Origin of the sequence: Pseudomonas sp. FFUP_PS_473, from assembly GCF_002858665.1 — a bacterium.
Classification (GTDB): domain Bacteria; phylum Pseudomonadota; class Gammaproteobacteria; order Pseudomonadales; family Pseudomonadaceae; genus Aquipseudomonas; species Aquipseudomonas defluvii.
The window spans coordinates 22,019-43,314 of sequence record NZ_PJQQ01000037.1 but is presented as its reverse complement, the minus strand read 5'-3'; the positions used below and the strand labels follow the sequence as shown (position 1 = coordinate 43,314).

Genomic DNA, 21,296 nt, shown 5'->3' with positions numbered 1-21,296 from the left:
ACCTGAACCGCCGTGTACGGAACCGTACGCACGGTGGTGTGAGAGGACGGCGGGTGTGAACTCGCCTCCTACTCGATCCTGCCCTTAATGCCGCTATGGGTAAGTACGGGATTGTCACCCGACTGCGTACTGCCGCGTTCATCGCCCAGATCGGCCATGAGTCCGGCCAGCTTCGCTACGTTCGGGAGTTGGGCGGTGACGCTTATTTGGCCAAGTACGATACGGGCACCTTGGCTCAGCGACTGGGTAACACGCCAGAGCCAGATGGTGACGGTCAGAAGTACCGGGGCAGGGGGCTGATTCAGATCACAGGTCGGGACAACTATGAAGCCTGCAGCGAGGCACTGTTCTGCGACAGTCGTTTGCTCAACGCGCCTGAGCTGCTCGAGCACCCGGTCTATGCGTGTCTGTCTGCAGGGTGGTTTTGGCATCGAGCAGGGCTCAATACGCTGGCTGACAAAGGGGCTTTTGTGCTGATCACCAAACGTATCAATGGCGGTATCAATGGTCTGGCTGATCGTGAAGTGCTGTATGAGCGTGCTCTGAAGGTGTTGCCATGAAAGGCATGAATTTTCGTCTGGCCTTCTTGGCTCTGCTGCTAGGGCTCGCCCTGGGTGGTCGGGTGGTGTGGCTGTGGCAGGCCGCCAGCTACGGCCAGCAACTGGCCGTGCAGGCCGAAACATTCCAGAGAGGGCGTGAGCAGGCTGCTGCGGCCGTGATTGATTGGCAGGAAGAAGAGCAGGGGCGGCGCCGCGAACTGGAAGACCGCCTGCAGGCCAGTGATGAGGCCCACTACAAGGAATTGACCGATGAACAGAATGACCAGGCTCGCCTGCGTGACCGGCTGGCTACTGCTGATTTGCGGCTGTCAGTCCTACTCGCCGGCCCCGCCGCCGTCCCGAGTGGTAGCAGTGGGGTGCGAGAAGCCTCCGGCCCCAGCAGCGTGGTTCATGGAGGCACGCGAGCCCAACTTGACCCAGCGCATGCTCAACGAATTGTCGGCATCACCAGTGACGGCGACGAAGGATTGATCGCTCTTAAGGCCTGTCAGGCCTATGTGCGCGGCATCGCGCAATGAAATGAAAGGAGCGGGCCGAGTGGATGCGTCAACATCCACTCGGGCCGCCAAACCCGCAGACCCTTCCTGCAAGTCCAGCCGAGGCTCCTGCTCTGTGCACAAAGCGCGGGGAGCCTAACACCTGTTTATTCATACAGTAAAGACTTGCTCTCAAATGACGACTCCTATCATTCCCTGGATGGGCGGCAAGCGCCGCCTGGCCGACCGCCTCATTCCCCTCTTTCCCCCTCATGAATGCTATGTCGAGGTCTTTGCCGGTGGTGCTGCGCTGTTCTTTATGCGCCCGCAGCCCGCACCGGTCGAGGTGCTCAATGATCTTAACGGTGACTTGGTGACGCTCTATCGGGTGGTGCAGAACCACTTGGAGGAATTCGTCCGCCAGTTCAAATGGGCACTGAGCTCACGCCAAATTTTCGAGTGGCAGAAGATGACCCGGCCCGAGACGCTGACGGACATCCAGCGTACCGCCCGGTTCTTCTACCTGCAGCAGCACGCCTTTGGTGGCAAGGTGTCCGGGCAGACCTTCGGTACCGCGACAACCGGCCCGGCCATCAACCTGCTGCGCATTGAAGAAAACCTCTCTGCAGCTTGGCAGCGGCTCGCTGGCACTTACGTCGAAAACCTCCCGTGGCTGGAATGCGCGGAGCGCTACGACCGGGCGCACACGTTCCACTACATGGACCCACCGTATTGGCAGACCGCTGGGTATGGCCTCGACTTCCCCTTTGAAAACTACGAGCGCATGGCGGCGTTCATGCGCAGCTGCAAGGGCAAAGTGATGGTCAGCATCAACGATCACCCAGATATCCGACGGGTGTTCGATGGCTTCCATTTTGAAACTTTGGACATTCGCTACAGCAACACGAACCAGCGGCAAGGAAAGGCCGATGTTACTGGTGAGCTGGTAATCATGAACTGGGTGCCTGCGGCTTTGGGTGGCCTATTTTGATGCGGTGCTGTTGCGTTTTGTGGGGCAAAAATGGGGCAATCTGTACGCCAACCTATGCCATTTAATGCTGATTAGACGTTCTCAAGCCTTATAAAGAAAAGCCCGGAAGCCCTTAGTTAGTGGGGCTTCCGGGCTTTTTCCGTCAATACCTGAGCACAATCGGGGTGTGTGCGGAAAGATCAGACATTCAAGGCCTTACAGCGAGCAGTCTTTTGGACAATTGCGAATCGTCTAATACTACAGGGATTTTTTCTGCATTGCTGGCGCTTGGGTAATGTCAATTGCATGCTGGGTCAGTGAGTTGGATGCTCTTTATGCTCATGCATTTTAAGTTCGCTCGGCTGCATTCATTGCTTAGCGCAGCCGGCTGTGAATGCCCTTTAAACTGCTGCGTGCTGCGACACTCGATGCCGCAAGGGCGGAGCAGTAGTCGCGTGACCTGCCGCGAGCGTTTCTGCCACACGATGCTTGGTGTAGGGTAGGGCGCAAGACTTTCAAGGAGTTTGCCATGGACCCAATTACCGTTCTTGCCGCCCGGCTGGGTGAGCATCTGCGTCGCTTCAAGGCTCATGTGACCACCGCCGAGTCCTGCACGGGGGGCGGCATTGCCGAGGCGATCACCCGAATTCCTGGCAGCTCTGCCTGGTTCGAGGCCGGTTATGTGACCTATTCCAATGCACAGAAGACCCGCCAACTCGGGGTTCCTGCGGCGTTGTTCGGCCAGGTTGGTGCAGTCAGTCAGGAGGTTGTCGAGGCCATGGTGCGAGGTGCGCAGGCCGCCAGCGGGGCACGTTTTGCCGTGGCAGTCAGTGGTGTGGCCGGCCCGGAGGGTGGTTCTGCTGCCAAGCCGGTGGGCACTGTATGGCTGGCGTGGGCCGACGGCGAGCAGGTGACGGCCGAGCGCAGGCACTTCGAGGGTGACCGCGAAGCGGTTCGCCGACAAGCGGTAATCGCCGCGCTAGACGGCTTGTTACAGCTTGGGGCGGAGTAAATCGCTATTCGGGGGTAGGCGGAAACAAAACCCTGTGAAATAATACTGGCTACTTATACAGGTGTTCTGGCCGTCAGGGCCTATCGATTACGTGAGGACTTCAATGGACGACAACAAGAAGCGTGCCTTGGCTGCGGCCCTGGGTCAAATCGAACGTCAATTCGGTAAAGGCGCTGTCATGCGCATGGGTGACCATGAGCGCCAGGCGATCCCGGCCATCTCCACTGGCTCGCTGGGGCTGGACATTGCCCTGGGTATTGGCGGTCTGCCAAAAGGCCGTATCGTCGAGATCTACGGCCCTGAGTCGTCCGGTAAAACCACGCTGACCCTTTCGGTGATCGCTCAGGCCCAGAAAATGGGTGCTACTTGCGCTTTCGTCGACGCCGAACACGCACTCGACCCGGAATACGCTGGCAAGCTGGGCGTCAATGTCGACGACTTGCTGGTTTCGCAGCCTGACACGGGTGAGCAGGCACTGGAAATCACCGACATGCTGGTGCGTTCCAATGCGGTTGACGTGATCATCGTCGACTCCGTTGCCGCATTGGTGCCAAAGGCTGAAATCGAAGGTGAAATGGGCGACATGCACGTGGGCCTCCAGGCTCGCCTGATGTCCCAGGCCCTGCGTAAGATTACCGGCAACATCAAGAACGCCAACTGCCTGGTGATCTTCATCAACCAGATCCGCATGAAGATCGGTGTGATGTTCGGTAGCCCGGAAACCACCACCGGTGGTAACGCGCTGAAATTCTACGCCTCGGTTCGTCTGGACATCCGCCGTACCGGCGCGGTCAAGGAAGGCGACGAAGTGGTCGGTAGCGAAACCCGCGTCAAGATCGTCAAGAACAAGGTGGCCCCGCCATTCCGCCAGGCCGAGTTCCAGATCCTCTACGGTAAGGGCATCTACCTCAACGGCGAGATCATTGACCTGGGTGTGCAGCACGGTCTGCTGGAAAAATCGGGCGCCTGGTACAGCTATCAGGGCAGCAAGATTGGTCAAGGCAAGGCCAACTCGGCCAAGTTCCTGCAGGATAACCCGGAGATCGCTGCCACCCTTGAGAAGCAGATCCGCGACAAGCTCCTGAACCCGGGGGCGGTAGAGGCTGCTGGTAAGGCTGCGGTCGCCGATGCCGCTCCTGAAGACGATTTGGTCGACGCTGACGCTGACTTCTGATCCCGCCCATGTCCGTCGTACTCGATACCCCCGTCGCCGTAAGGCGGACAGCCATGGACCTGCTCGCGCGCCGCGAGCATGGTCGTGTCGAGTTGACGCGCAAGTTGCGTCAGCGCGGCGCATCTCCCGAGATGATCGAACAGGAACTTGACCGTTTGACGGACGAGGGGCTGCTCAGTGAGGCTCGCTACCTGGAAAGCTTCATCAGTTACCGCTCTCGCTCCGGCTATGGCCCTGCTCGCATACGAGAGGAGTTGAGCCAGCGCGGTTTGCAGCGCTCGGATATCGAGCAGGCCCTGCGTGAGTCAGGGGTAGACTGGCAGGCGCAATTGCTCGATGTCTGGCAGCGCAAGTTCGCAGGGCAATTGCCTAGCGATCCTCGCGGTCGCGCCCAGCAAACCCGCTTTCTGGTTTACCGGGGCTTCCCCATGGACTTGGTCGGCCGCTTGCTGAGCGGCCGAGGTCTGGATGACTAACGTTCCGGGTACTCAGCCTCGATCACATAGCTTCACGTGACCTTCAGCGCTTCCCGTGCATGCTGTGTGGTGTGCATGGGTTGGGGTTTGGCCCAGTTTTCCGGATGGTTGATGAAGTCCACCAGTTCGCGCAGGCGACCGTAATCGCGTCCATTGAAGGCGAAAGCCAACCGATGCAGGTGGCTGAATTGCGGGTCGTCAAGCTCCACGCAGCTGTGGGCGTGTTGATGGAAATGACCATGCTGGCGTAGATCTGCAAACACTTCTGCAATATCGAGCATCGCTGCGTCGCTGAGGCGATGATGCATGCGAATGATGAACTGGGTCTTCATCCAGCGACTGGAGTGGTAGTTACTGTAGAACTGGTTGATCTCTTCGACCGCTTCCTCTGTGCTGTGCACCAGGCGCAGCAACTTCATGTCGCTTGGCAGGATGTAGCGGTTTTCCTCCAGCTGATGGGTAATGAATTTCAGGGCGTCCTGCCAGAATGAGCCGCCAGGGGCATCCAGCAGTACCACGGGTACCAACGGGCTTTTGCCCGTCTGGATAAGGGTCAGGACCTCCAGTGCTTCATCCAGCGTGCCAAAGCCACCAGGGCATAGCACCAGCGCATCGGCCTCTTTCACGAAGAAGAGTTTGCGGATGAAGAAGAAGTGGAACGGCAGCAGCTTGTCTGTGCCTTCGACTGTTGCGTTGGCGTGTTGCTCGAATGGCAGGGTGATATTGAAACCCAGGCTATGTTCCACGCCAGCGCCTTCATGGGCGGCAGCCATGATGCCACCACCAGCACCTGTGATGACCATCATGTCCGAGCGCGCCAGGGTGGCGCCCAGTTCTTTTGCCAGGCCATACATGGGGTGTTCGATCGGGGTTCGGGCCGAGCCGAAGACCGTTACCTTGCGCTGGCCTTTGTACTGTTCCAGCACGCGGAAGGCATGATCCAGTTCGCGCAGGGCCTGGAGGGTGATCTTCGCATTCCAGCGGTTGCTGTCGTCATGCGCCATCCGCAGGACGGTCAGCATCATGTCCCGGTAGAGCGACAAGTTGGGGCTGTTGGGGGCGACCAGCTTCAGTTGTTCGTCGACGTTGTCGAGGTTGATTCCGTTGTTCTTGAAGTAGTTCGCAAGAAGCTCATTCGGTTTGTTAGGCATTCAACTTCTCCTTTTGCAGCAAAACTGCTGGCCAGAACGCGTATTTCGATCTGGCTGCAACACTCATGTGTTGCTGGCTGCTTCAGTCCGATTTGCGAGGTCGGCATCTCGATAGGCTCTCTGGGCCTACTGGCAGCACTGATTATCGGTATGGCTATTGTTGCCGCCAGAGGCAGTAGTGTACCGGGTGTGGATACGCCTCTTTGTTGTGCCCGAAATAAAAGTGGTGGTTGGTTATTAATCTAGACCCTGTCGGGTGTTCATGCTGTCGTGATGACCTGTTCTTCATAGCATAACGATCATGGATTCATGTCGTTTCAGGTGCAGATGTCGACCGCTCATCTGATCGGATCCAATTAGCAGAGCAATCTGATTAACTTCAAGGACGATCACAGTGTTTGAGTGCAGGGAGGCATAACCTATGCGTCGGTTGATTCTGGATGTGGATACACAGTTATATGCGTCGCTGCAAATTGCAGCGCAGGCCGGTGACCTGAGCCTTGAGGAGGAGTGCCTGCGACGTCTCGAAGGGGGAGAGTGTCGTTCGCGTTACATCCAGGCACTCGTGTCCGAGTTGCGTGCCGATGAAGAGCAGCGGCGCGCCAGTGAGGGGTAACCAGATTATTTCTTTTTCTGGCTCAGGCCGCAGTCGGAGGCGTTGAAGCGCTGTACGGCTATTGGGCGATTGGTTTTGTACTCGGTAAATTCGTAGCGTAGAACCGCGCCGCGCGCCAGTAGCTGACGGTAGCCCGTGTTACGACAGACGCTGGCGCCCAATTGTCCACGAACCATATCCGGGTTCGCTCGCATTTGCTGCGCATGGCTTTCTCGTACGCTCAAATGGTTGATCAGTTCCTTGCCATCAACGGTGTAACCTTGGTCGAGAATGTCCTCGTTGATCGCCCGAGGTGTGCCAACACTGCTTTCCTTGGCAACCTTGTCCAGCATTTTGCCAAGCTCATAGTCCTGCAGCGAAGCAGCATTTGCCGCCAGAGGCAGAGCCAGCAACAGGCCGAGGGTTGGGGCGATAAAGCGCAGCATGAATTTCTCCTGGTTCGGTAACTGGCGGTTGGACCTGCGCTCTGGCGTTGCGTTCCACCATCGGCAGGCCTGTTTGCGCCAGCGCGCATCGATAGGCTGGCGATTATAGGGGAGCACAGAGCCCGGCTCCATGGCAAAAACACTCGGTGGCTGACGGCCTCTGGTAAACTGCGTCAATTGTCTCCTGCCTTCGTTGTGCCATCCATGACCCATGCTGTCTCCCGTCTGCGAGCCGATCGCCTGGCCCGCAGCGTCAAACCTTTTGTTGCACGTGGTTCGCGTGCGCCTCGTTGCCCAGGCTGTCGAGTCATTGACAGCCATTGCCTGTGTGCGTGGAAGCCACGGGTTGCCGCCGAGTCGGCCATGTGCCTGTTGATGCATGATACCGAGCCACTGAAACCGACCAATACGGGATGGCTGATTGCCGACATCATTGCCGACACGACGGCTTTTGGCTGGCAGCGCACCTCAGTGGATGAGCAGTTGCTGGCACTGCTGGAACAGCCTCACTGGCAGCCTTACATTGTGTTCCCAGGGGAGTTTGTCGAGCCGCAACGGGTGGTGACCGAGGTTGTTCGTGAACCTGGCAAGCGGCCGCTATTCATCTTGCTGGATGCGACCTGGACCGAGGCGCGAAAAATGTTTCGCAAGAGCCCGTACCTGGACCGCTTCCCTGTACTGAGCCTGCAACCTGAGCAACTGTCACGCTATCGTCTGCGTCGGTCCAAGCGCGATGATCATTTTTGTACCGCCGAAGTGGCTGCCATGTGTCTGGAGTTGGCCGCCGATCAGCGAGCTGCCGAGGCGCTTGATGCCTATCTGGATGTCTTCAGTGCGCACTACCTGGGCGCCAAGTTCCACCGTCCTGTCGATGAACAGGATGAAGTGCATCAACGGCTGCAGCCCTTCCTATAGTACAAGGGCGTCCACAGTGTGTTCGGTTCATAATGAGCACGCAGGCAGCGCCGCAAGGTGCCGAACTTGACCACCCGGTCTGAGCTCGGCATCCTTGGCGCCGATTCAGTTGTGACGAAGCTTGAAACACTTTTATCGCCTCGTTACGCCATTTTGGCATGTGGTACTGCCTCCCAAGCCTTGAGTTGCTCCCCGCCAGGCGTCCGGTCTTTAGCGCGCCTGCATAGAACAGGATCATTAGATCGATGGCCACGTACGAAATCCTGATTGCCGATGACCACCCACTTTTTCGCAGTGCGATGCGCCAGGCCGTGACGTTGGGCCTTGGCCCGGACGTGCGGCTGGTGGAAGTGGCGAGCATCGCCGAACTGGAAACCCGATTGACTGAAAAGGCCGACTGGGATCTGGTGTTGCTGGACCTCAATATGCCAGGCGCCTACGGATTCTCCGGTTTGGTCCTGCTACGCGGGCAGTACCCGCAGATTCCTGTGGTGATGGTTTCCGCTCAGGAAGAGGCATCGGTGGTAGTGAAGTCTCGTGAATTCGGTGCTAGCGGCTTTATTCCGAAGTCGAGCCCGCTGGAGACGATTCAGGACGCCGTGCGCAAGGTTCTGGATGGTGATGTCTGGTGGCCGCCTCAGGCGTTCGAGAAAGTTGATGTTTCAGCTGAAGCCAAGGCTGCCAGTGAAGGGCTTGCCAGTTTGACACCACAGCAATTCCGGGTGCTGACCATGGTCTGCGAAGGTTTGCTGAACAAGCAGATCGCCTATGAATTGAGTGTTTCCGAGGCGACCATCAAAGCGCACGTCACGGCGATTTTCCGCAAGTTGGGTGTGCGTACTCGTACTCAGGCGGCCTTGCTGCTGCAACAACTTGAGTCTGTTTCGGGTAGCTAAAGCCGTCTGCCTTCACGCTTTTTTGACCCGAGCTGAACTAGCCTTCAGCGTTTTTAAGGATGAAGTGGTTTTTTATGTCGCCATTCAAGGGCCAAACCGGCCTCAAGCGTATTTTCAATGCTGCTGGTTACTCGTTCGATGGCTTGCGTGCTGCCTTCACCGGCGAAGCAGCCTTTCGCCAGTTGGTATTGCTCAATGTCGTGTTGATCCCGTTGGCGTTCTGGCTTCAGGTCAGCCGTGCCGAGCGGGCGATTCTGATCGCTGTCTGCCTGCTCGGCCTGATCGTCGAGTTGCTGAACTCGGCAGTGGAAGCAGCAATCGACCGTATCTCGCTTGAGCGCCACCCACTGTCGAAGAACGCCAAGGACATGGGCAGTGCTGCACAGTTGGTAGCCTTGAGCATGGTCGGCCTGGTCTGGGCGGTAATCCTGCTTTAAGGAATGCGGGGTAGCACGATTTCGTCGCTGCGCTGCACCCCGGCCGTGAAGGTTCTGCATAGCTCCAGGAATTCGCGCATCGCCGAGGTCTGGTACTTCTGTTTATGCCAGATGAAGTAGAACTGTCGGGCGAGGTCAAGCTCGGGGGTTTCCAAGGCTACCAGGCTGCCTCGGCGAAAGGCGTCTCGCAGGGCAAGGCGGGAAATGCAGCCGATGCCCAGCCCTGATTCCACTGCACGTTTGATTGCTTCGGTGTGTTCCAGTTCAAGGCGGATATTAAGTGCCGAGCGGTGGTGGCGCATCGCTTGATCGAAGGTCAGGCGAGTGCCTGAGCCTTGCTCGCGCAGAATCCATGCCTCCCGTGTCAGCTCGTCAAGGCTGGCCTGGCCGCGCTGCGCCAAGGGGTGCTGGGGGGCGCAGAACACTACCAGTTCGTCCTCGACCCAAGGCTGAACTTCCAGGTCCGGGTGGTTGCAGTCGCCTTCGATTAGACCCAGGTCAATTTCGTAGTGCGCTACCTGATGCACGATATGCGCCGTGTTCTGCACGTGCAGTTTGACCTGGCTTTCAGGGTGAACCTGCATGAAGCTGCCGATCAGCAGCGTAGCGAGGTAGTTTCCGATCGTCAGCGTAGCGCCGACAGCCAAGGAGCCAAACCCGGACTTACCATTGAGCAGGTCCTCAATTTCCTTGGCCTGGTCGAGCAGTGCGACGGCCTGAGGCAGCAGTTGCTGACCCAGTGCGTTGAGGCTGAGGCGCTTGCCGGCACGGTCGAAGAGCTGGCAACTGGATTGACGTTCAAGCTCTGTGATTGACGTGCTGGCGGCGGATTGCGACAACGCCAGTATGCCAGCGGCGCGTGAGACGCTCTGGTACTGGGCTACGGCGACGAAGACTTGAAGCTGACGAAGCGTAAATCGCATATCTATATAACCGATAAGACATATCTTGATAATTCATTTAACAGATATTGTCGCTGCCACTAAACTATTGCGCAATCGCGCTCACGGTTAGCGCCGCGTTTTTCTTCAGGAGCCCTATACATGAGCAACATGAACCACGAACGTGTTCTCAGTGTCCATCACTGGAACGACACCCTGTTCAGCTTCAAGTGCACCCGTGATCCGGGCCTGCGCTTCGAGAACGGTCAGTTCGTGATGATCGGCCTGCAACAACCTAATGGCCGTCCGCTCATGCGCGCCTATTCTATTGCCAGCCCAAACTGGGAAGAGCATCTGGAGTTCTTCAGCATCAAGGTGCCGGACGGCCCGCTGACCTCGCAGTTGCAGCACCTCAAGGAAGGCGATGAGATCATCATCAGCAAGAAGCCTACCGGCACGCTGGTCCTTGACGACCTGAAGCCGGGCAAGCACTTGTACCTGCTGAGCACGGGTACCGGCCTGGCGCCGTTCATGAGCGTCATCCAGGACCCGGAAACCTACGAGCGCTTCGAGAAAGTCATTCTGGTTCATGGCGTGCGCTATGTGAACGAAGTCGCCTACCGCGAGTTCATCACCGAGCACCTGCCACAGAATGAGTTCTTCGGCGAGGCGCTGCGTGACAAGCTGATCTACTACCCAACCGTAACCCGTGAGCCATTCGAGAACCAGGGGCGTCTGACTGACCTGATGCGCAGCGGCAAGCTGTTCAGCGACATTGGTCTGCCGCCGATCAACCCGGAAGATGACCGCGCGATGATCTGTGGTAGCCCGAGCATGCTGGATGAAACCAGTGAAGTGCTCGACAGCTTCGGTCTGAAGGTCTCGCCACGTATGCGCGAGCCGGGCGACTATCTGATCGAGCGGGCATTCGTCGAGAAGTAATCTCGCGGTTTGAACGAAAAAAAGCAGGCTTAGGCCTGCTTTTTTCGTTTTTACACCTTGCTGGTTCGGGGCTATGGCTCGCGCACGACTTCCAGCACCCGGATCATGTCCGGGTGGGGATAGTGCCAGCGCACCTGCACATCCCAGAACTTTACGCCGTAGATTCGCTCGGCGGGGGGAACCTGGTACGCCGGGCGCGGGTCTTGCGCCAGGCATTGCTCGATCAGTTCTGCCAGCGGCTCGCTGAGACGCAAGGCGTGCTCTTGTGCCTGATGCAATGCCTGGTCGCTCCACTCCACCTGGATCGGTGCGGGCGGGGCGCTGGCCATCGTATTCACCGCATCGCCAATGCTGTCGGCATAGGGAACGTACGGCTTGATATCCAGCACGGGGGTGCCGTCCAGCAGGTCGATACCTGAGAGGAACAACCGACCCGGTTCAACCTTCTCCAGCCTGACAACGGACTGACCTATGCCGTTAGGGCGGTGGGTGGCGCGCGTTGCGAACACCCCCATGGACTTGTTGCCTCCCAGGCGTGGCGGACGCACCTTCAGCCGAGGTTTGTCCTCCAATGCCTGATGGAACAGGAACAGCAGCCAGATGTGGCTGACCTGCTCAAGACCGGCGACTGCATCGCCCTGATCGAACGGCGGTAGCAGTTCGAGCACCCCGCGCGCGGCTGGCGCCAGTTGGGGTTGACGCGGGATGGCAAACTTTTCCTTGAAACAGGAGTGCAGGATGCCGACGGGGGCGACACTGTGGTTCATCGGCGCCTCAACCACGTACCCGCAGGGTCAGGCCCTTGAGGAAGTTGCGCAGCAACTGGTCGCCACAGGGGCGGTAGTTACTGTGCCCGACCTTGCGGAACAGTGCGCTGAGCTCTGGCTTGGAAACCGGGAAGTCGACGGCCTTGAGAATCGCGTGCAGGTCTTCTTCCTTGAGCTCAAAGGCGACACGCAATTTCTTCATGACAATGTTATTGGTCACCGGAAGCTCGATCGGCAGGGCCGGGCGGCTCTCGTCCTTGCCGCGCTTGAAGTACACCAGACCGTCAAGGCAATGCGCCAGGACTTCATCCGGGCAGCGGACGAAGCCTTCTTCATCCTCTTTTTTCAGGTAGGTGGCGATGTCGGCCTTGCTGACGTCCAACCCACCCAGCTTGATGAGTTCAATCAGCTTGGCGTCGTTGATTTCCAGCAGGTAGCGCAGGCTGCGCAGTACATCGTTGTGAATCATGAGAACAATCCTGATCGGGGGCGCCACCCGAGTGGTAGCGCCTGTGGTGCTAGAACTTTTCCTGAGCCGCCAGATAGCGCCATTGGCCCAGAGGCAACTTGCCCATGGCTACGCCGCCGAGGCGAAGCCTGCGCATGCTGACAACGCTCAGGCCGACACTTTTGCACAACTGCACGATGACGCCGGGTGCCGGGTTTTTCAGTGCGATGCGCAGGCGCGTTTCGTTCTGCCAGCTGGCCTTGACCGGCGGCAGTGTATTGCCTTGCCAGATCACCCCGCGGTTCAGTCGTTCAAGGCCGTGGGCGATGATCTCGCCACTGACTTCGACGACATACTCCTGCTCAAGCTTGGCAATGTCCTGGGTGAGCTTGCGCAATACCCGCCAGTCCTGGCTGAACACCTGCAACCCGCTGGCACCTTCCTGGAGCAGGGCGGCACTCGTCAGGCGGCTGAAGTGGCCCTTGAGTGGGCGCTTACCGTAACGGTGCAGTTCGGACAGGCTGAGCGCATTGATACTGGCCAACGCACTGTCGAGGGTGTCTTCGGGCTGTTGATTGAGCAACAGGGTGACCGGTTCCAGTGCTTCGGCCTTGGCGCCGGGCAACAGTTCGACCTGCTCGCTGCTGACCTTGTGCTGTGGTTCGTCGACGATCTGGCCGTCCACTGTGACCCAGCCACCCTCAATGAACAGCTCTGCCTCGCGCCGGGAGCAGCCGACAACTTCGATAAGGCGTTTGGAAAGACGAATGGGTTCAGACATGACGACAGCCGTGGCACAGGGAAAGGCCACCATTGTACCCGGCTGGTCCCGGTTAATCCCGGCAACATTCGTCGATAGCGCGGTTTTGCCCTATTTCGGAGTAGTACTACGTTGGCTGTCAGCCTGAAGTTAAAGACAGTGTATGAACAAGCCTTAAGTGGAGTAGGGGGTAAGGTTGTCCCATGCCGTCGGTTTCTGATCGGCCGATGATTTCAAAGCCTTGTTTGAGATAGAAGCCTAGCGCCTGTGGGTTTTGTTCATTGACATCCAGTTGCTCTGCATTCAGGTGCTCGATGGCGTAGCGCAATAGTTGTTTGCCCACGCCCTGGCCGCGGTAGTCCGGATCAACGAAGAGCATTTCCACGCGTCCGGCGGCAACCCCGGCAAAACCGCTGATACGCTGCTGGCGGTCTTTGCAGTAGATCAGCATGACGGCGTCGAGATACTGTTTGCGCATCTGCTCGCGCAGCAGGCAGATATAGTCGTTCGGCAGAAAGTCGTGGGTGGCGCGCACCGAGGCTTCCCAGACGCGGATCAGTTCTGGGTAGTCGTTGAAGCTGGGGGTTTGAACCCGATGAAGCTGGGGCATTTCAAGGGTCTCCTCTGTGGGATGAGGAAACCATAGCCGTAAAAAAGCCCCGCCATCGCTGGCAGGGCTTTTTCAGACGCGGTTGATCAGAGGGTTTCGGCCCACAGATCGTATTCGTCGGCTTCGGTTACGCGGCACAGCACCTTGTCACCTGGCTTGAGGTCGCGGTCGCTTTCGACATAGACCACACCATCGATCTCTGGCGCATCGAAGAAACTGCGGCCAATGGCGCCTTGCTCGTCGACTTCATCGATGAGCACTTCGATTTCCTTGCCAACTCGCAATTGCAGGCGTGCGGCACTGATTTGCTGTTGGTGGGCCATGAAGCGGTCCCAGCGATCCTGCTTGACGTCGTCTGGTACGACTTCAAGGCCCAGGTCATTGGCCGGTGCGCCTTCGACGGGCGAGTACTGGAAGCAGCCGACACGGTCAAGCTGGGCCTCGCTGAGCCAGTCGAGCAGGTACTGGAAGTCTTCCTCAGTTTCACCCGGGAAGCCAACGATGAAGGTCGAGCGGATAATCAGCTCTGGGCACTGCTCGCGCCATTTCTTGATGCGTGCCAGGGTCTTGTCTTCGAAGGCCGGCCGCTTCATCGATTTGAGCACTTTCGGGCTGGCGTGCTGGAACGGAATGTCCAGGTACGGTAGGATTTTGCCCTCGGCCATCAGTGGGATCACGTCGTCGACGTTTGGATACGGGTAGACGTAGTGCAAGCGCACCCAGACCCCAAGGCTGCTCAGTGCTTCGCACAGTTCGAGCATGCGGGTCTTGACCGGGCGACCGTTCCAGAAATCGGTTTTGTACTTGACGTCGACGCCGTAGGCGCTGGTGTCCTGAGAGATCACCAGCAGCTCCTTGACGCCGGCCTTGACCAGGCGCTCTGCCTCGCTCAGCACTTCGCCCACCGGGCGGCTGACCAGCTTGCCACGCATCGACGGGATGATGCAGAAGCTGCAGCTGTGGTTGCAGCCTTCGGAAATCTTCAGGTAGGCGTAGTGGCGGGGCGTCAGTTTGATGCCTTGTGGTGGCACCAGGTCGATCAACGGGTTGTGGTCCTGCTTGGGCGGAATCACTTCGTGGACGGCGTTGACCACTTGTTCATATTGTTGCGGACCGGTCACGGCCAGTACGCTTGGGTGTACGTCGCGAATGGCGCCTTCTTCGACACCCATGCAGCCGGTGACGATCACCTTGCCGTTTTCGGCAATGGCTTCACCGATCACTTCCAGCGACTCGGCCTTGGCCGAATCGATGAAACCACAGGTGTTGACCACTACCACATCGGCATCCTGATAGGTGGGCACGACTTCGTAGCCTTCCATGCGCAGTTGGGTCAGGATGCGCTCGGAATCGACCAGGGCCTTGGGGCAACCCAGGGAAACAAAGCCAACCTTGGGCGTGGTGGGCGTAGGGGTGGTGGACATGACTAACCTCGGTGTTGAAGAGGTTGCCAGGCCGAATGGCACGACAACCTTGGCGGGCGTTTGGGCGCCTCTGATCAAAAAGTGCGCAATTCTAGCGAGCGTAATCCTACTTGACCAGCAGAAATACGACGAACGCTGCGCTATGCTTCGCGGCGTTGTGCCAGCGTTGATGTCAGTTGCTGCGGGTCACCGTTCGCGGATTGCATAAATGCTAGCATCTGGCGCGAATTTCTCAGGCTTCAGGGGCTTGGTTGCGGGAGTGGTTGATGGTTCAGGCAAGCAGTCATGCCGATACCGGGCAGTCGGCGGCAAAACCGCTAAGCCTGCTGGTGGCAGCGGTCGGGGTGGTTTACGGTGATATCGGGACCAGCCCTTTGTACACCCTCAAGGAAGTCTTTTCCGGCGGCTATGGGGTACCGGTCAACCATGATGGAGTACTGGGTATTCTGTCATTGATCTTCTGGTCGCTGATTTGGGTTGTGTCCATCAAGTACGTGCTGTTCATCCTGAGGGCTGATAACCAGGGTGAAGGCGGGATCATGGCGCTGACGGCGCTGGCCCGACGAGCAGCGTCTCCGTATCCGAAACTGCGCACGTTACTGGTGGTATTCGGTTTGTTCGGTGCGGCGCTGTTCTACGGCGACAGCATGATCACCCCAGCAATCTCGGTACTGTCGGCTGTCGAGGGGATGGAGTTGGCCTTCGAGGGCATTGGCCATTGGGTCATTCCGGTGGCGCTGGTCATTCTGGTGGGGCTTTTCCTTATCCAGCGTCATGGCACGGCTCGAATCGGCATTTTGTTCGGTCCGGTGATGGTTGCCTGGTTTCTGGTACTGGCTTCGCTTGGCGTGCATGGCATTGTTCAGCGGCCTGAAGTGCTTCAGGCGCTCAATCCCCTGTGGGCGGTACGCTTCTTCATTGTGCATCCCGGTATGGGCGTAGCGATTCTTGGGGCGGTGGTGTTGGCGTTGACGGGTGCTGAAGCACTGTATGCCGACATGGGGCATTTTGGTCGCAAGCCCATTGCACGGGCCTGGTTTGCCCTGGTGTTGCCAGCGCTGGTGCTCAATTACTTTGGTCAGGGTGCCTTGATCCTGGAGACGCCGGATGCCGCACGCAATCCGTTCTACCTGTTGGCACCGGACTGGGCGCTGATACCTCTGGTCGGTTTGGCGACGCTGGCGACGGTCATTGCCTCCCAGGCGGTGATTTCCGGGGCCTTTTCCCTGACTCGCCAGGCGATCCAGCTTGGCTATGTGCCGCGTATGCACATCCAGCACACCTCCAGTGACGAGCAAGGGCAAATCTATATCGGCGCCGTGAACTGGTCGCTGATGGTCGGGGTGATTTTGCTGGTGCTCGGTTTCGAGTCCTCGGGTGCGCTGGCCTCCGCTTACGGTGTAGCCGTGACCGGGACCATGCTGATCACGACCTTGCTGGTTTCTGCTGTCATGTTGCTGTTGTGGAAGTGGCCACCGGTTCTGGCTGTACCGGTATTGGTAGGCTTTCTCTTGGTCGACGGGCTGTTCTTTGCCGCCAACGTGCCGAAAATTTTCCAGGGTGGCGCGTTTCCGGTCTTGGCGGGTGTTGTCCTGTTCATGTTGATGACCACGTGGAAGCGCGGTAAACAGATTCTGGTTGAACGGTTGGATGAAGGAAGCCTGCCGCTGCCGATCTTTATCAGCAGTATCCGCGTGCAGCCGCCCCATCGGGTTGAAGGTACTGCAGTGTTCCTCACTGCACGGGCGGATGCCGTGCCCCATGCGCTGCTGCACAATATGTTGCACAACCAGGTGTTGCATAAACAGGTCGTGCTGCTGACTGTAGTCAACGAGGATGCGCCGCGCGTGCCTGCCCAGCAGCGCTTTGAGGTCGAGGCCTACGGTGAGGGCTTCTACCGGGTCATTCTGCACTTCGGCTTCATGGACGAGCCAGATGTGCCTGCAGCACTGAAGTTGTGTCATCTCGAGGAACTGGACTTCAGCCCAATGCGCACCACCTACTTCCTCAGCCGGGAGACCGTGATCGCTTCGCGTCTTGTGGGGATGGCGCGGTGGCGTGCGACGGTGTTCGCGTTCCTGCTGAAGAATGCCAACAGTAACTTGCGCTTCTTCAACCTGCCGCTTAACCGCGTGATTGAACTGGGAACCCAGGTCGAAATGTAACGGGCAAAAAAAACGGGCTCCGCTGGGAGCCCGTTTGCACAGTCGACTTACTGTTGTTCGGCGACGTTGGTTTTACCTTGACGGTTTTCGATGCCGTCGATCAGGCGTTTAGCCAGGGCCGGGTAGTTCTCGTCGAAGTGATGGCCGCCCGGCAGCTTGAGCCGCTCGCCGACGGCCGTACTTTCGGTACAGCCACTTTCGTCGGTTTCCTCCATGCCATAGACACAAAGCACCTTGGCAGCGGGCAATTTCGCCATTTCCGGGCCGGTTGGCGCCTCTTTGCCAGCATTGCCCAGCCAGCCTTCGACTTCGATTTCAAAGCTGCCACTGCGGGCAAAGGCCAGCAAAATCACTGCGTCAATGCGCTTTTGATCTTCGCTGGGTAAGCGGTTGTAGATTGCCGGCAGCACGTCGGCGCCGAAGGAGTAGCCCGTGAGTACGAAGCGCTTGGTGCCCCATTTCTGGCGATAGTGTTGCATCAACTCGGACAGGTCGACGGCGCTTTGCGCTGGAGTTTTGTGCTGCCAGTAGTAACGCAGGGTATCGATACCTACCACCGGGTACCCCAGTTTGGCCATTTCACCCGCGACGTCCCGGTCCAGGTCGCGCCAGCCGCCGTCACCGGAGAGGAACAGCGTTACGGTGTCAGCCGTCTGCCCGGCAGGTACTTCAACAACCGGGATGCTCATGGCGTTGCCGTCCTGACCAATCAGTGCCTGGGTCAGTTGAGCCTTGAGTACTTGAGGCAAGTGGACGTCGTAGTCGCTGATGCTGGTTTCTGCATTTTGCTGATCACGGACGAAGGCCGCACTGGCGTCATCCGGATTGTCGTTCCAGGCCACGCTCCAGTGGCCGTGCGCGGCTGACTTCGGCAGAGGGGCAGGGCAGCCTGCCTGCTCCAGGGTGAAATCGACCGAAATCGCCTGAGCCTTGTCGTTTGTCTGTTCGGACAGCCAGCGCCATGCCTGTGCGGCGCCAGGGCCGATGCCCGCAACCAGAGTGGCGTCGCCCTGAAGTTGCTTGAGCGCCTCCTGCACAACCTGCTGCTGTTTAGCGCAGTCGGTGACCGGCAGGATCACTTGAACGAGTTGGGCGCTGCCACTCTGGCTCAGGTCGAGCAGTTGTTTATCACTCAGGGTTTGATCCTGAGGGACGGCTACGAGCACGCGGGCCTTGGCTTGGGTGCCAGGCGTTGTACGGGTCACGGGGCTACCGTCTTGCAGTGACAGGTGTTCCAGTTGTGCCTGTGGTGCTGGTCGTGTCCAGAGCCAGAAGCCCAAGGCGACGGCAATCAGGGCTGCCACCAAGGTTGTCAGTGCGTACAGCCAATAGCGTCGAATCATTAGCGTTTCACCAATCCAGTCAGGCCGCCGGCGATCAGGGCGGCAGTGTCGGCCAGCGCTACCAGCGGATCAAGTCCTGCGGGTACGGCCATGTAACGGGGTTCCCAGTCGGGCTGGAACTTGTCTTTGAAGCGGCGCAGGCCCTGAAAGTTGTAGAGTTGTTCGCCGCGCTGAAAAACCAATGAGCCCAATCGTTGAGTCAGTGGTGCGCCACGCCGTGGTTGTAGCCCGGACAAGGGCACCATGCCCAGGCTGAAACGAGCGTAGTCATGTTTTTTATAGTGTTGGATCAGGCCGATCATCATGAACTCCATGGTCAGCTTCGGTGCTTCTGGGTGCGCGCGCATCAGGTCAAGGCTGGCCAGTTCATGGCTGTGGGTTTCCAGCAGGTTGGCGAACGCCACCGGACGGCCTTCGAACCGGATCAAGGCAATGCGAAAGTGCTGCAGGTAATCGGCGCTGAAGCGGCCCAGTGAGAAGCCTTTCTCACGTACGTTCTTACCGGTCAGCCACGCATCGGATATGACCTTCAGTTCTTCCAGCGGTGCTTCTCCTGGTTCATGAATTTCCAGGGTCAGGCCGTCCCGACCGCCGCGGTTCCAGGTGTAGCGCAGATCCTTCATTTCCTTGCCCTTGGCTTCAAGGTCGAAGCGCTTGAGGTCGACGCGTGCTTCTTCGCCCAGCTTGAGTGCGGTCAGGCCTATGTCCATATAGAACGGCAGGTTCTCCGCGCGTACCTGATAGAACACCGGGCGGGCGTGGTGAACATCGCAGAGGTCGCGGAACTGCCAGATCATCTCGGCACGTTGTTGAGCAGGGCCGATGGGGTCATACAAGGCGACCAGGCTGCGACCGCGACGTGCGTACATCAGGAAGGCATTGTCATCGGGGTGAAACAGCAGGGCCTTGTCGCCGGTCAGGGCCAGGCCACCGTCGGGCTGGTCCGAGGCGAGCAGGATGTGCTTGGCGCGCTGCAGTTCGTCGTCGTTTGGCAGGTGAATGACAGGCTTGGCGGTGCGCAGTAGCCACGTGAGTGCAACGATCACCAGCAGTACTGCGCTGCCCAGCGCCGAGCGCAGGCCGCGCGGTGCGTCAGCATCCAGGGTGAATTGCCACCACAGTTGATGGCTGTAAGGAACGTCCTGATAGGCGAATAGCAGAAGCCAGATCGAGGCACCCAGTACGCAGGCGCTGGCGACGACGTAGACAGGTGAAAACGGTAACTCCAGAAGGCGGCTGGGGCGATAGAACGAGCGACGAAACAGCGCCAGCAGGCATGCGGTGAGGATCAGAATGCTGGCCTCTTCCCAGTCGAAACCCTTGAGCAAGGACAGCAAAGCGCCCACCAGCAGCAGGATGGTGGTTAGCATCCAGGCTGCCGAAAGGCGCCGACGCAACCCTTGGGCCAGCAGTAGGCAGAGTACGCCAACCAAACTGGCGCCGAAGTGAGATGCGTCGATTAACCGATGGGGTACCAGGAAGCCCATGTGTTCCAGGCGGGTGTCAATCTCAGGGGTAGCACCCGAAAACAGCAGGACCACACCGGAAAGGAACACCAGAACCGCCAGTACTGGCGCGGCAAGGCCGGAGGCCGCCCGCATGGCTTGACGGGCAAAAAGAAAGCGTCTCGCCTCGGTGGCCAGCAGCGCTACGCAAGCCAGCAGCAGAGGAAGCACTACATAGATCAGTCGGTAAATCAGCAGTGCGGCAGCCAGTGGGGCAGCACCCAATTGGTTGGCGAAGGCTGCCAGCAGAATGGCCTCAAATACACCAACGCCGCCGGGAACATGACTCAATACACCAGCAGCCAGTGCGATGAGGTAAACCAGCAGGAAGGCCCCAAAGGGCGGTGCTTCTGGCAGGAGCAGATAAAGCACTGTGGCTGCAGCGGCGACATCCAGTGCAGTAATGACCAGTTGCAGTGCGGTCAGTCGAACGCCTGGCAGGCGCAAGGTGCGTCGACCAATCTGAACCAGCAGGTTATCGGCAATGGGTTGTTCGGGCAGGCGTCGACGGTAAAGGCCAAACGCAAGGAGCGCGCTTAGCGCGAGAACCAGTACCGCAAGGCTCGCCAGCAGGCTCGCTGGCAGGCGCAGCGCCGTAGACGCAGCGTGCAGGTCGCTAAGGGTCGCGAGCGCGGCCAGCGGCGGTAGCGCGCAACCCAGGGAGAGGCTGGCGAACAAGGTCATGCGCGCCACCTCGGACGCTCCCAGACCATGCCGCGCATAGAGGCGATAGCGCACGGAGCCACCAGACAGCAGCGACAGGCCAATGGCGTTGCCAATGGCAAAAGCAGTAAAACCGCCCAGTACCAGGGTTTGGGGGGCAAGCTTCACATTGGCATAGCGGCTGGCCGACCACTCATAACCGAGCAGGATGATAAAGCCGATCAGGGTGGCCAGCAGTGCACCACCAAGTGATGGCAATGGAACACTCAGCAGTGAGTCGTGCAGCGCATAGATATCCAGCTCGTTGAGCATGTGTCGACAGGCCACCAGGGCAATGCCGAACAGCAACAAGGTTACAGTCAGGCCAATGGGCTGGCGGTACTTGCTGACGCGCTCAAGCCAGCGCAAGCGCTGCGGCGCAATTGGCTGTGCTGCCGTTACGGAAGTCTCGATGTCAGTGGTGTGAGTGCGCATCAATCACCTATCGGATTGTGCGCGACAGGATGGAAGTACCCAGTCAAGTTACCAATCCCTGTGGAAAAGATTTACAGAATATTACCCTGTCATGATGCTTATGCGATGCACCGGGTTGGTTAAAGAAGTTTCATGCTGCCCTGGAGTAGGGCGGAGAGGGGGGGCGTATGACGAGCGCAAAAAAAAAGGCCACTTTTTTCAAAGTG

The 21,296-nt window shown here is 58.6% G+C and carries 22 protein-coding genes; 12 read left to right on the top strand and 10 right to left on the bottom strand.

Annotated features, from left to right (window positions below; genetic code table 11):
* The first annotated feature begins 95 nt into the window (after window positions 1-95).
* The 6 genes from CYD26_RS20775 to recX all read left to right on the top strand — a co-directional run bounded on the left by CYD26_RS20775 (window position 96) and on the right by recX (window position 4,668).
* Window positions 96-560: a glycoside hydrolase family 19 protein gene (locus tag CYD26_RS20775; RefSeq protein ID WP_102053503.1), complete on the top strand. Its 465-nt coding sequence runs from the start codon at window positions 96-98 to the stop codon at window positions 558-560.
* Entirely contained in the window at window positions 557-1,078 is a 522-nt protein-coding gene (locus CYD26_RS20770; RefSeq protein ID WP_102053502.1) for a lysis system i-spanin subunit Rz, read from the top strand. Before CYD26_RS20775 ends, CYD26_RS20770 begins: the two co-directional genes overlap by 4 nt.
* A gap of 154 nt (window positions 1,079-1,232) precedes the next feature.
* Complete coding sequence (locus CYD26_RS20765) at window positions 1,233-2,027, top strand: DNA adenine methylase (protein ID WP_102053501.1); 795 nt, start codon at window positions 1,233-1,235, stop codon at window positions 2,025-2,027.
* Between the two features lie 508 nt (window positions 2,028-2,535).
* Window positions 2,536-3,018: a CinA family protein gene (locus CYD26_RS20760; RefSeq protein WP_065760815.1), complete on the top strand. Its 483-nt coding sequence runs from the start codon at window positions 2,536-2,538 to the stop codon at window positions 3,016-3,018.
* A gap of 103 nt (window positions 3,019-3,121) precedes the next feature.
* Complete coding sequence (gene recA / locus CYD26_RS20755; RefSeq protein WP_065760814.1) at window positions 3,122-4,192, top strand: recombinase RecA; 1,071 nt, start codon at window positions 3,122-3,124, stop codon at window positions 4,190-4,192.
* A gap of 8 nt (window positions 4,193-4,200) precedes the next feature.
* A complete protein-coding gene (gene recX / locus CYD26_RS20750) occupies window positions 4,201-4,668 on the top strand; it encodes a recombination regulator RecX (RefSeq protein WP_065760813.1) in 468 nt (155 codons plus the stop codon).
* A 32-nt stretch (window positions 4,669-4,700) separates the two neighbouring features.
* Here the strand turns inward: recX and CYD26_RS20745 are convergent, their stop codons facing one another.
* Window positions 4,701-5,819, bottom strand: a complete 1,119-nt coding sequence (locus tag CYD26_RS20745; protein WP_099773790.1) for a TIGR00730 family Rossman fold protein — start codon at window positions 5,817-5,819, stop codon at window positions 4,701-4,703.
* A 421-nt stretch (window positions 5,820-6,240) separates the two neighbouring features.
* On the opposite strand from CYD26_RS20745, the gene CYD26_RS20740 reads away from it, so the two are divergent.
* Window positions 6,241-6,435, top strand: a complete 195-nt coding sequence (locus CYD26_RS20740; protein ID WP_065760811.1) for a hypothetical protein — start codon at window positions 6,241-6,243, stop codon at window positions 6,433-6,435.
* Between the two features lie 5 nt (window positions 6,436-6,440).
* Here the strand turns inward: CYD26_RS20740 and CYD26_RS20735 are convergent, their stop codons facing one another.
* Window positions 6,441-6,860, bottom strand: coding sequence for a quorum-sensing-regulated virulence factor family protein (locus CYD26_RS20735; protein ID WP_065760810.1), 420 nt, complete (start codon window positions 6,858-6,860; stop codon window positions 6,441-6,443).
* Between the two features lie 204 nt (window positions 6,861-7,064).
* Between CYD26_RS20735 and CYD26_RS20730 the strand changes: the two genes are divergently transcribed.
* From CYD26_RS20730 to CYD26_RS20720, 3 genes are all read left to right on the top strand, one after another.
* The gene (locus CYD26_RS20730; RefSeq protein ID WP_099773791.1) at window positions 7,065-7,775 is read left to right on the top strand and encodes a tRNA-uridine aminocarboxypropyltransferase; all 711 of its coding nucleotides are present in this window, start codon (window positions 7,065-7,067) and stop codon (window positions 7,773-7,775) included.
* Window positions 7,776-8,020: 245 nt separating this feature from the next.
* Window positions 8,021-8,671, top strand: coding sequence for a response regulator transcription factor ErdR (gene erdR, locus CYD26_RS20725; protein ID WP_065760808.1), 651 nt, complete (start codon window positions 8,021-8,023; stop codon window positions 8,669-8,671).
* Window positions 8,672-8,745: 74 nt separating this feature from the next.
* Window positions 8,746-9,108, top strand: coding sequence for a diacylglycerol kinase (locus CYD26_RS20720; RefSeq protein WP_065760807.1), 363 nt, complete (start codon window positions 8,746-8,748; stop codon window positions 9,106-9,108).
* Here the strand turns inward: CYD26_RS20720 and CYD26_RS20715 are convergent.
* Window positions 9,105-10,031, bottom strand: coding sequence for a LysR family transcriptional regulator (locus CYD26_RS20715; protein ID WP_065760806.1), 927 nt, complete (start codon window positions 10,029-10,031; stop codon window positions 9,105-9,107). The genes CYD26_RS20720 and CYD26_RS20715 overlap by 4 nt on opposite strands.
* Before the next feature lie 120 nt (window positions 10,032-10,151).
* Here CYD26_RS20715 and fpr point away from each other — a divergent pair, with 120 nt between their 5' ends.
* Window positions 10,152-10,931, top strand: a complete 780-nt coding sequence (gene fpr, locus CYD26_RS20710) for a ferredoxin-NADP reductase (RefSeq protein WP_065760805.1) — start codon at window positions 10,152-10,154, stop codon at window positions 10,929-10,931.
* Window positions 10,932-11,002: 71 nt separating this feature from the next.
* On the opposite strand, the gene tsaA is transcribed toward fpr, so the two are convergent.
* From tsaA to rimO, 5 genes are all read right to left on the bottom strand, one after another.
* Entirely contained in the window at window positions 11,003-11,698 is a 696-nt protein-coding gene (tsaA, locus tag CYD26_RS20705) for a tRNA (N6-threonylcarbamoyladenosine(37)-N6)-methyltransferase TrmO (protein WP_102053500.1), read from the bottom strand.
* 7 nt (window positions 11,699-11,705) lie between these two features.
* On the bottom strand, window positions 11,706-12,167 hold the full coding sequence (locus tag CYD26_RS20700; RefSeq protein WP_065760803.1) for a DUF1456 family protein: 462 nt from the start codon (window positions 12,165-12,167) through the stop codon (window positions 11,706-11,708).
* A 49-nt stretch (window positions 12,168-12,216) separates the two neighbouring features.
* Entirely contained in the window at window positions 12,217-12,927 is a 711-nt protein-coding gene (locus tag CYD26_RS20695) for an rRNA pseudouridine synthase (RefSeq protein ID WP_099776560.1), read from the bottom strand.
* 118 nt (window positions 12,928-13,045) lie between these two features.
* Entirely contained in the window at window positions 13,046-13,516 is a 471-nt protein-coding gene (locus CYD26_RS20690) for a GNAT family N-acetyltransferase (protein WP_102053499.1), read from the bottom strand.
* 86 nt (window positions 13,517-13,602) lie between these two features.
* A complete protein-coding gene (gene rimO, locus CYD26_RS20685) occupies window positions 13,603-14,940 on the bottom strand; it encodes a 30S ribosomal protein S12 methylthiotransferase RimO (protein WP_102053498.1) in 1,338 nt (445 codons plus the stop codon).
* 266 nt (window positions 14,941-15,206) lie between these two features.
* Here rimO and CYD26_RS20675 point away from each other — a divergent pair, with 266 nt between their 5' ends.
* Entirely contained in the window at window positions 15,207-17,105 is a 1,899-nt protein-coding gene (locus CYD26_RS20675) for a potassium transporter Kup (RefSeq protein WP_065760799.1), read from the top strand.
* A 47-nt stretch (window positions 17,106-17,152) separates the two neighbouring features.
* Here the strand turns inward: CYD26_RS20675 and CYD26_RS20670 are convergent, their stop codons facing one another.
* Window positions 17,153-18,448, bottom strand: coding sequence for a virulence factor family protein (locus tag CYD26_RS20670; RefSeq protein WP_102053497.1), 1,296 nt, complete (start codon window positions 18,446-18,448; stop codon window positions 17,153-17,155).
* A complete protein-coding gene (mprF, locus tag CYD26_RS20665) occupies window positions 18,448-21,090 on the bottom strand; it encodes a bifunctional lysylphosphatidylglycerol flippase/synthetase MprF (protein WP_102053496.1) in 2,643 nt (880 codons plus the stop codon). The genes CYD26_RS20670 and mprF overlap by 1 nt, the downstream gene beginning before the upstream one ends.
* Window positions 21,091-21,296: the final 206 nt, after the last annotated feature.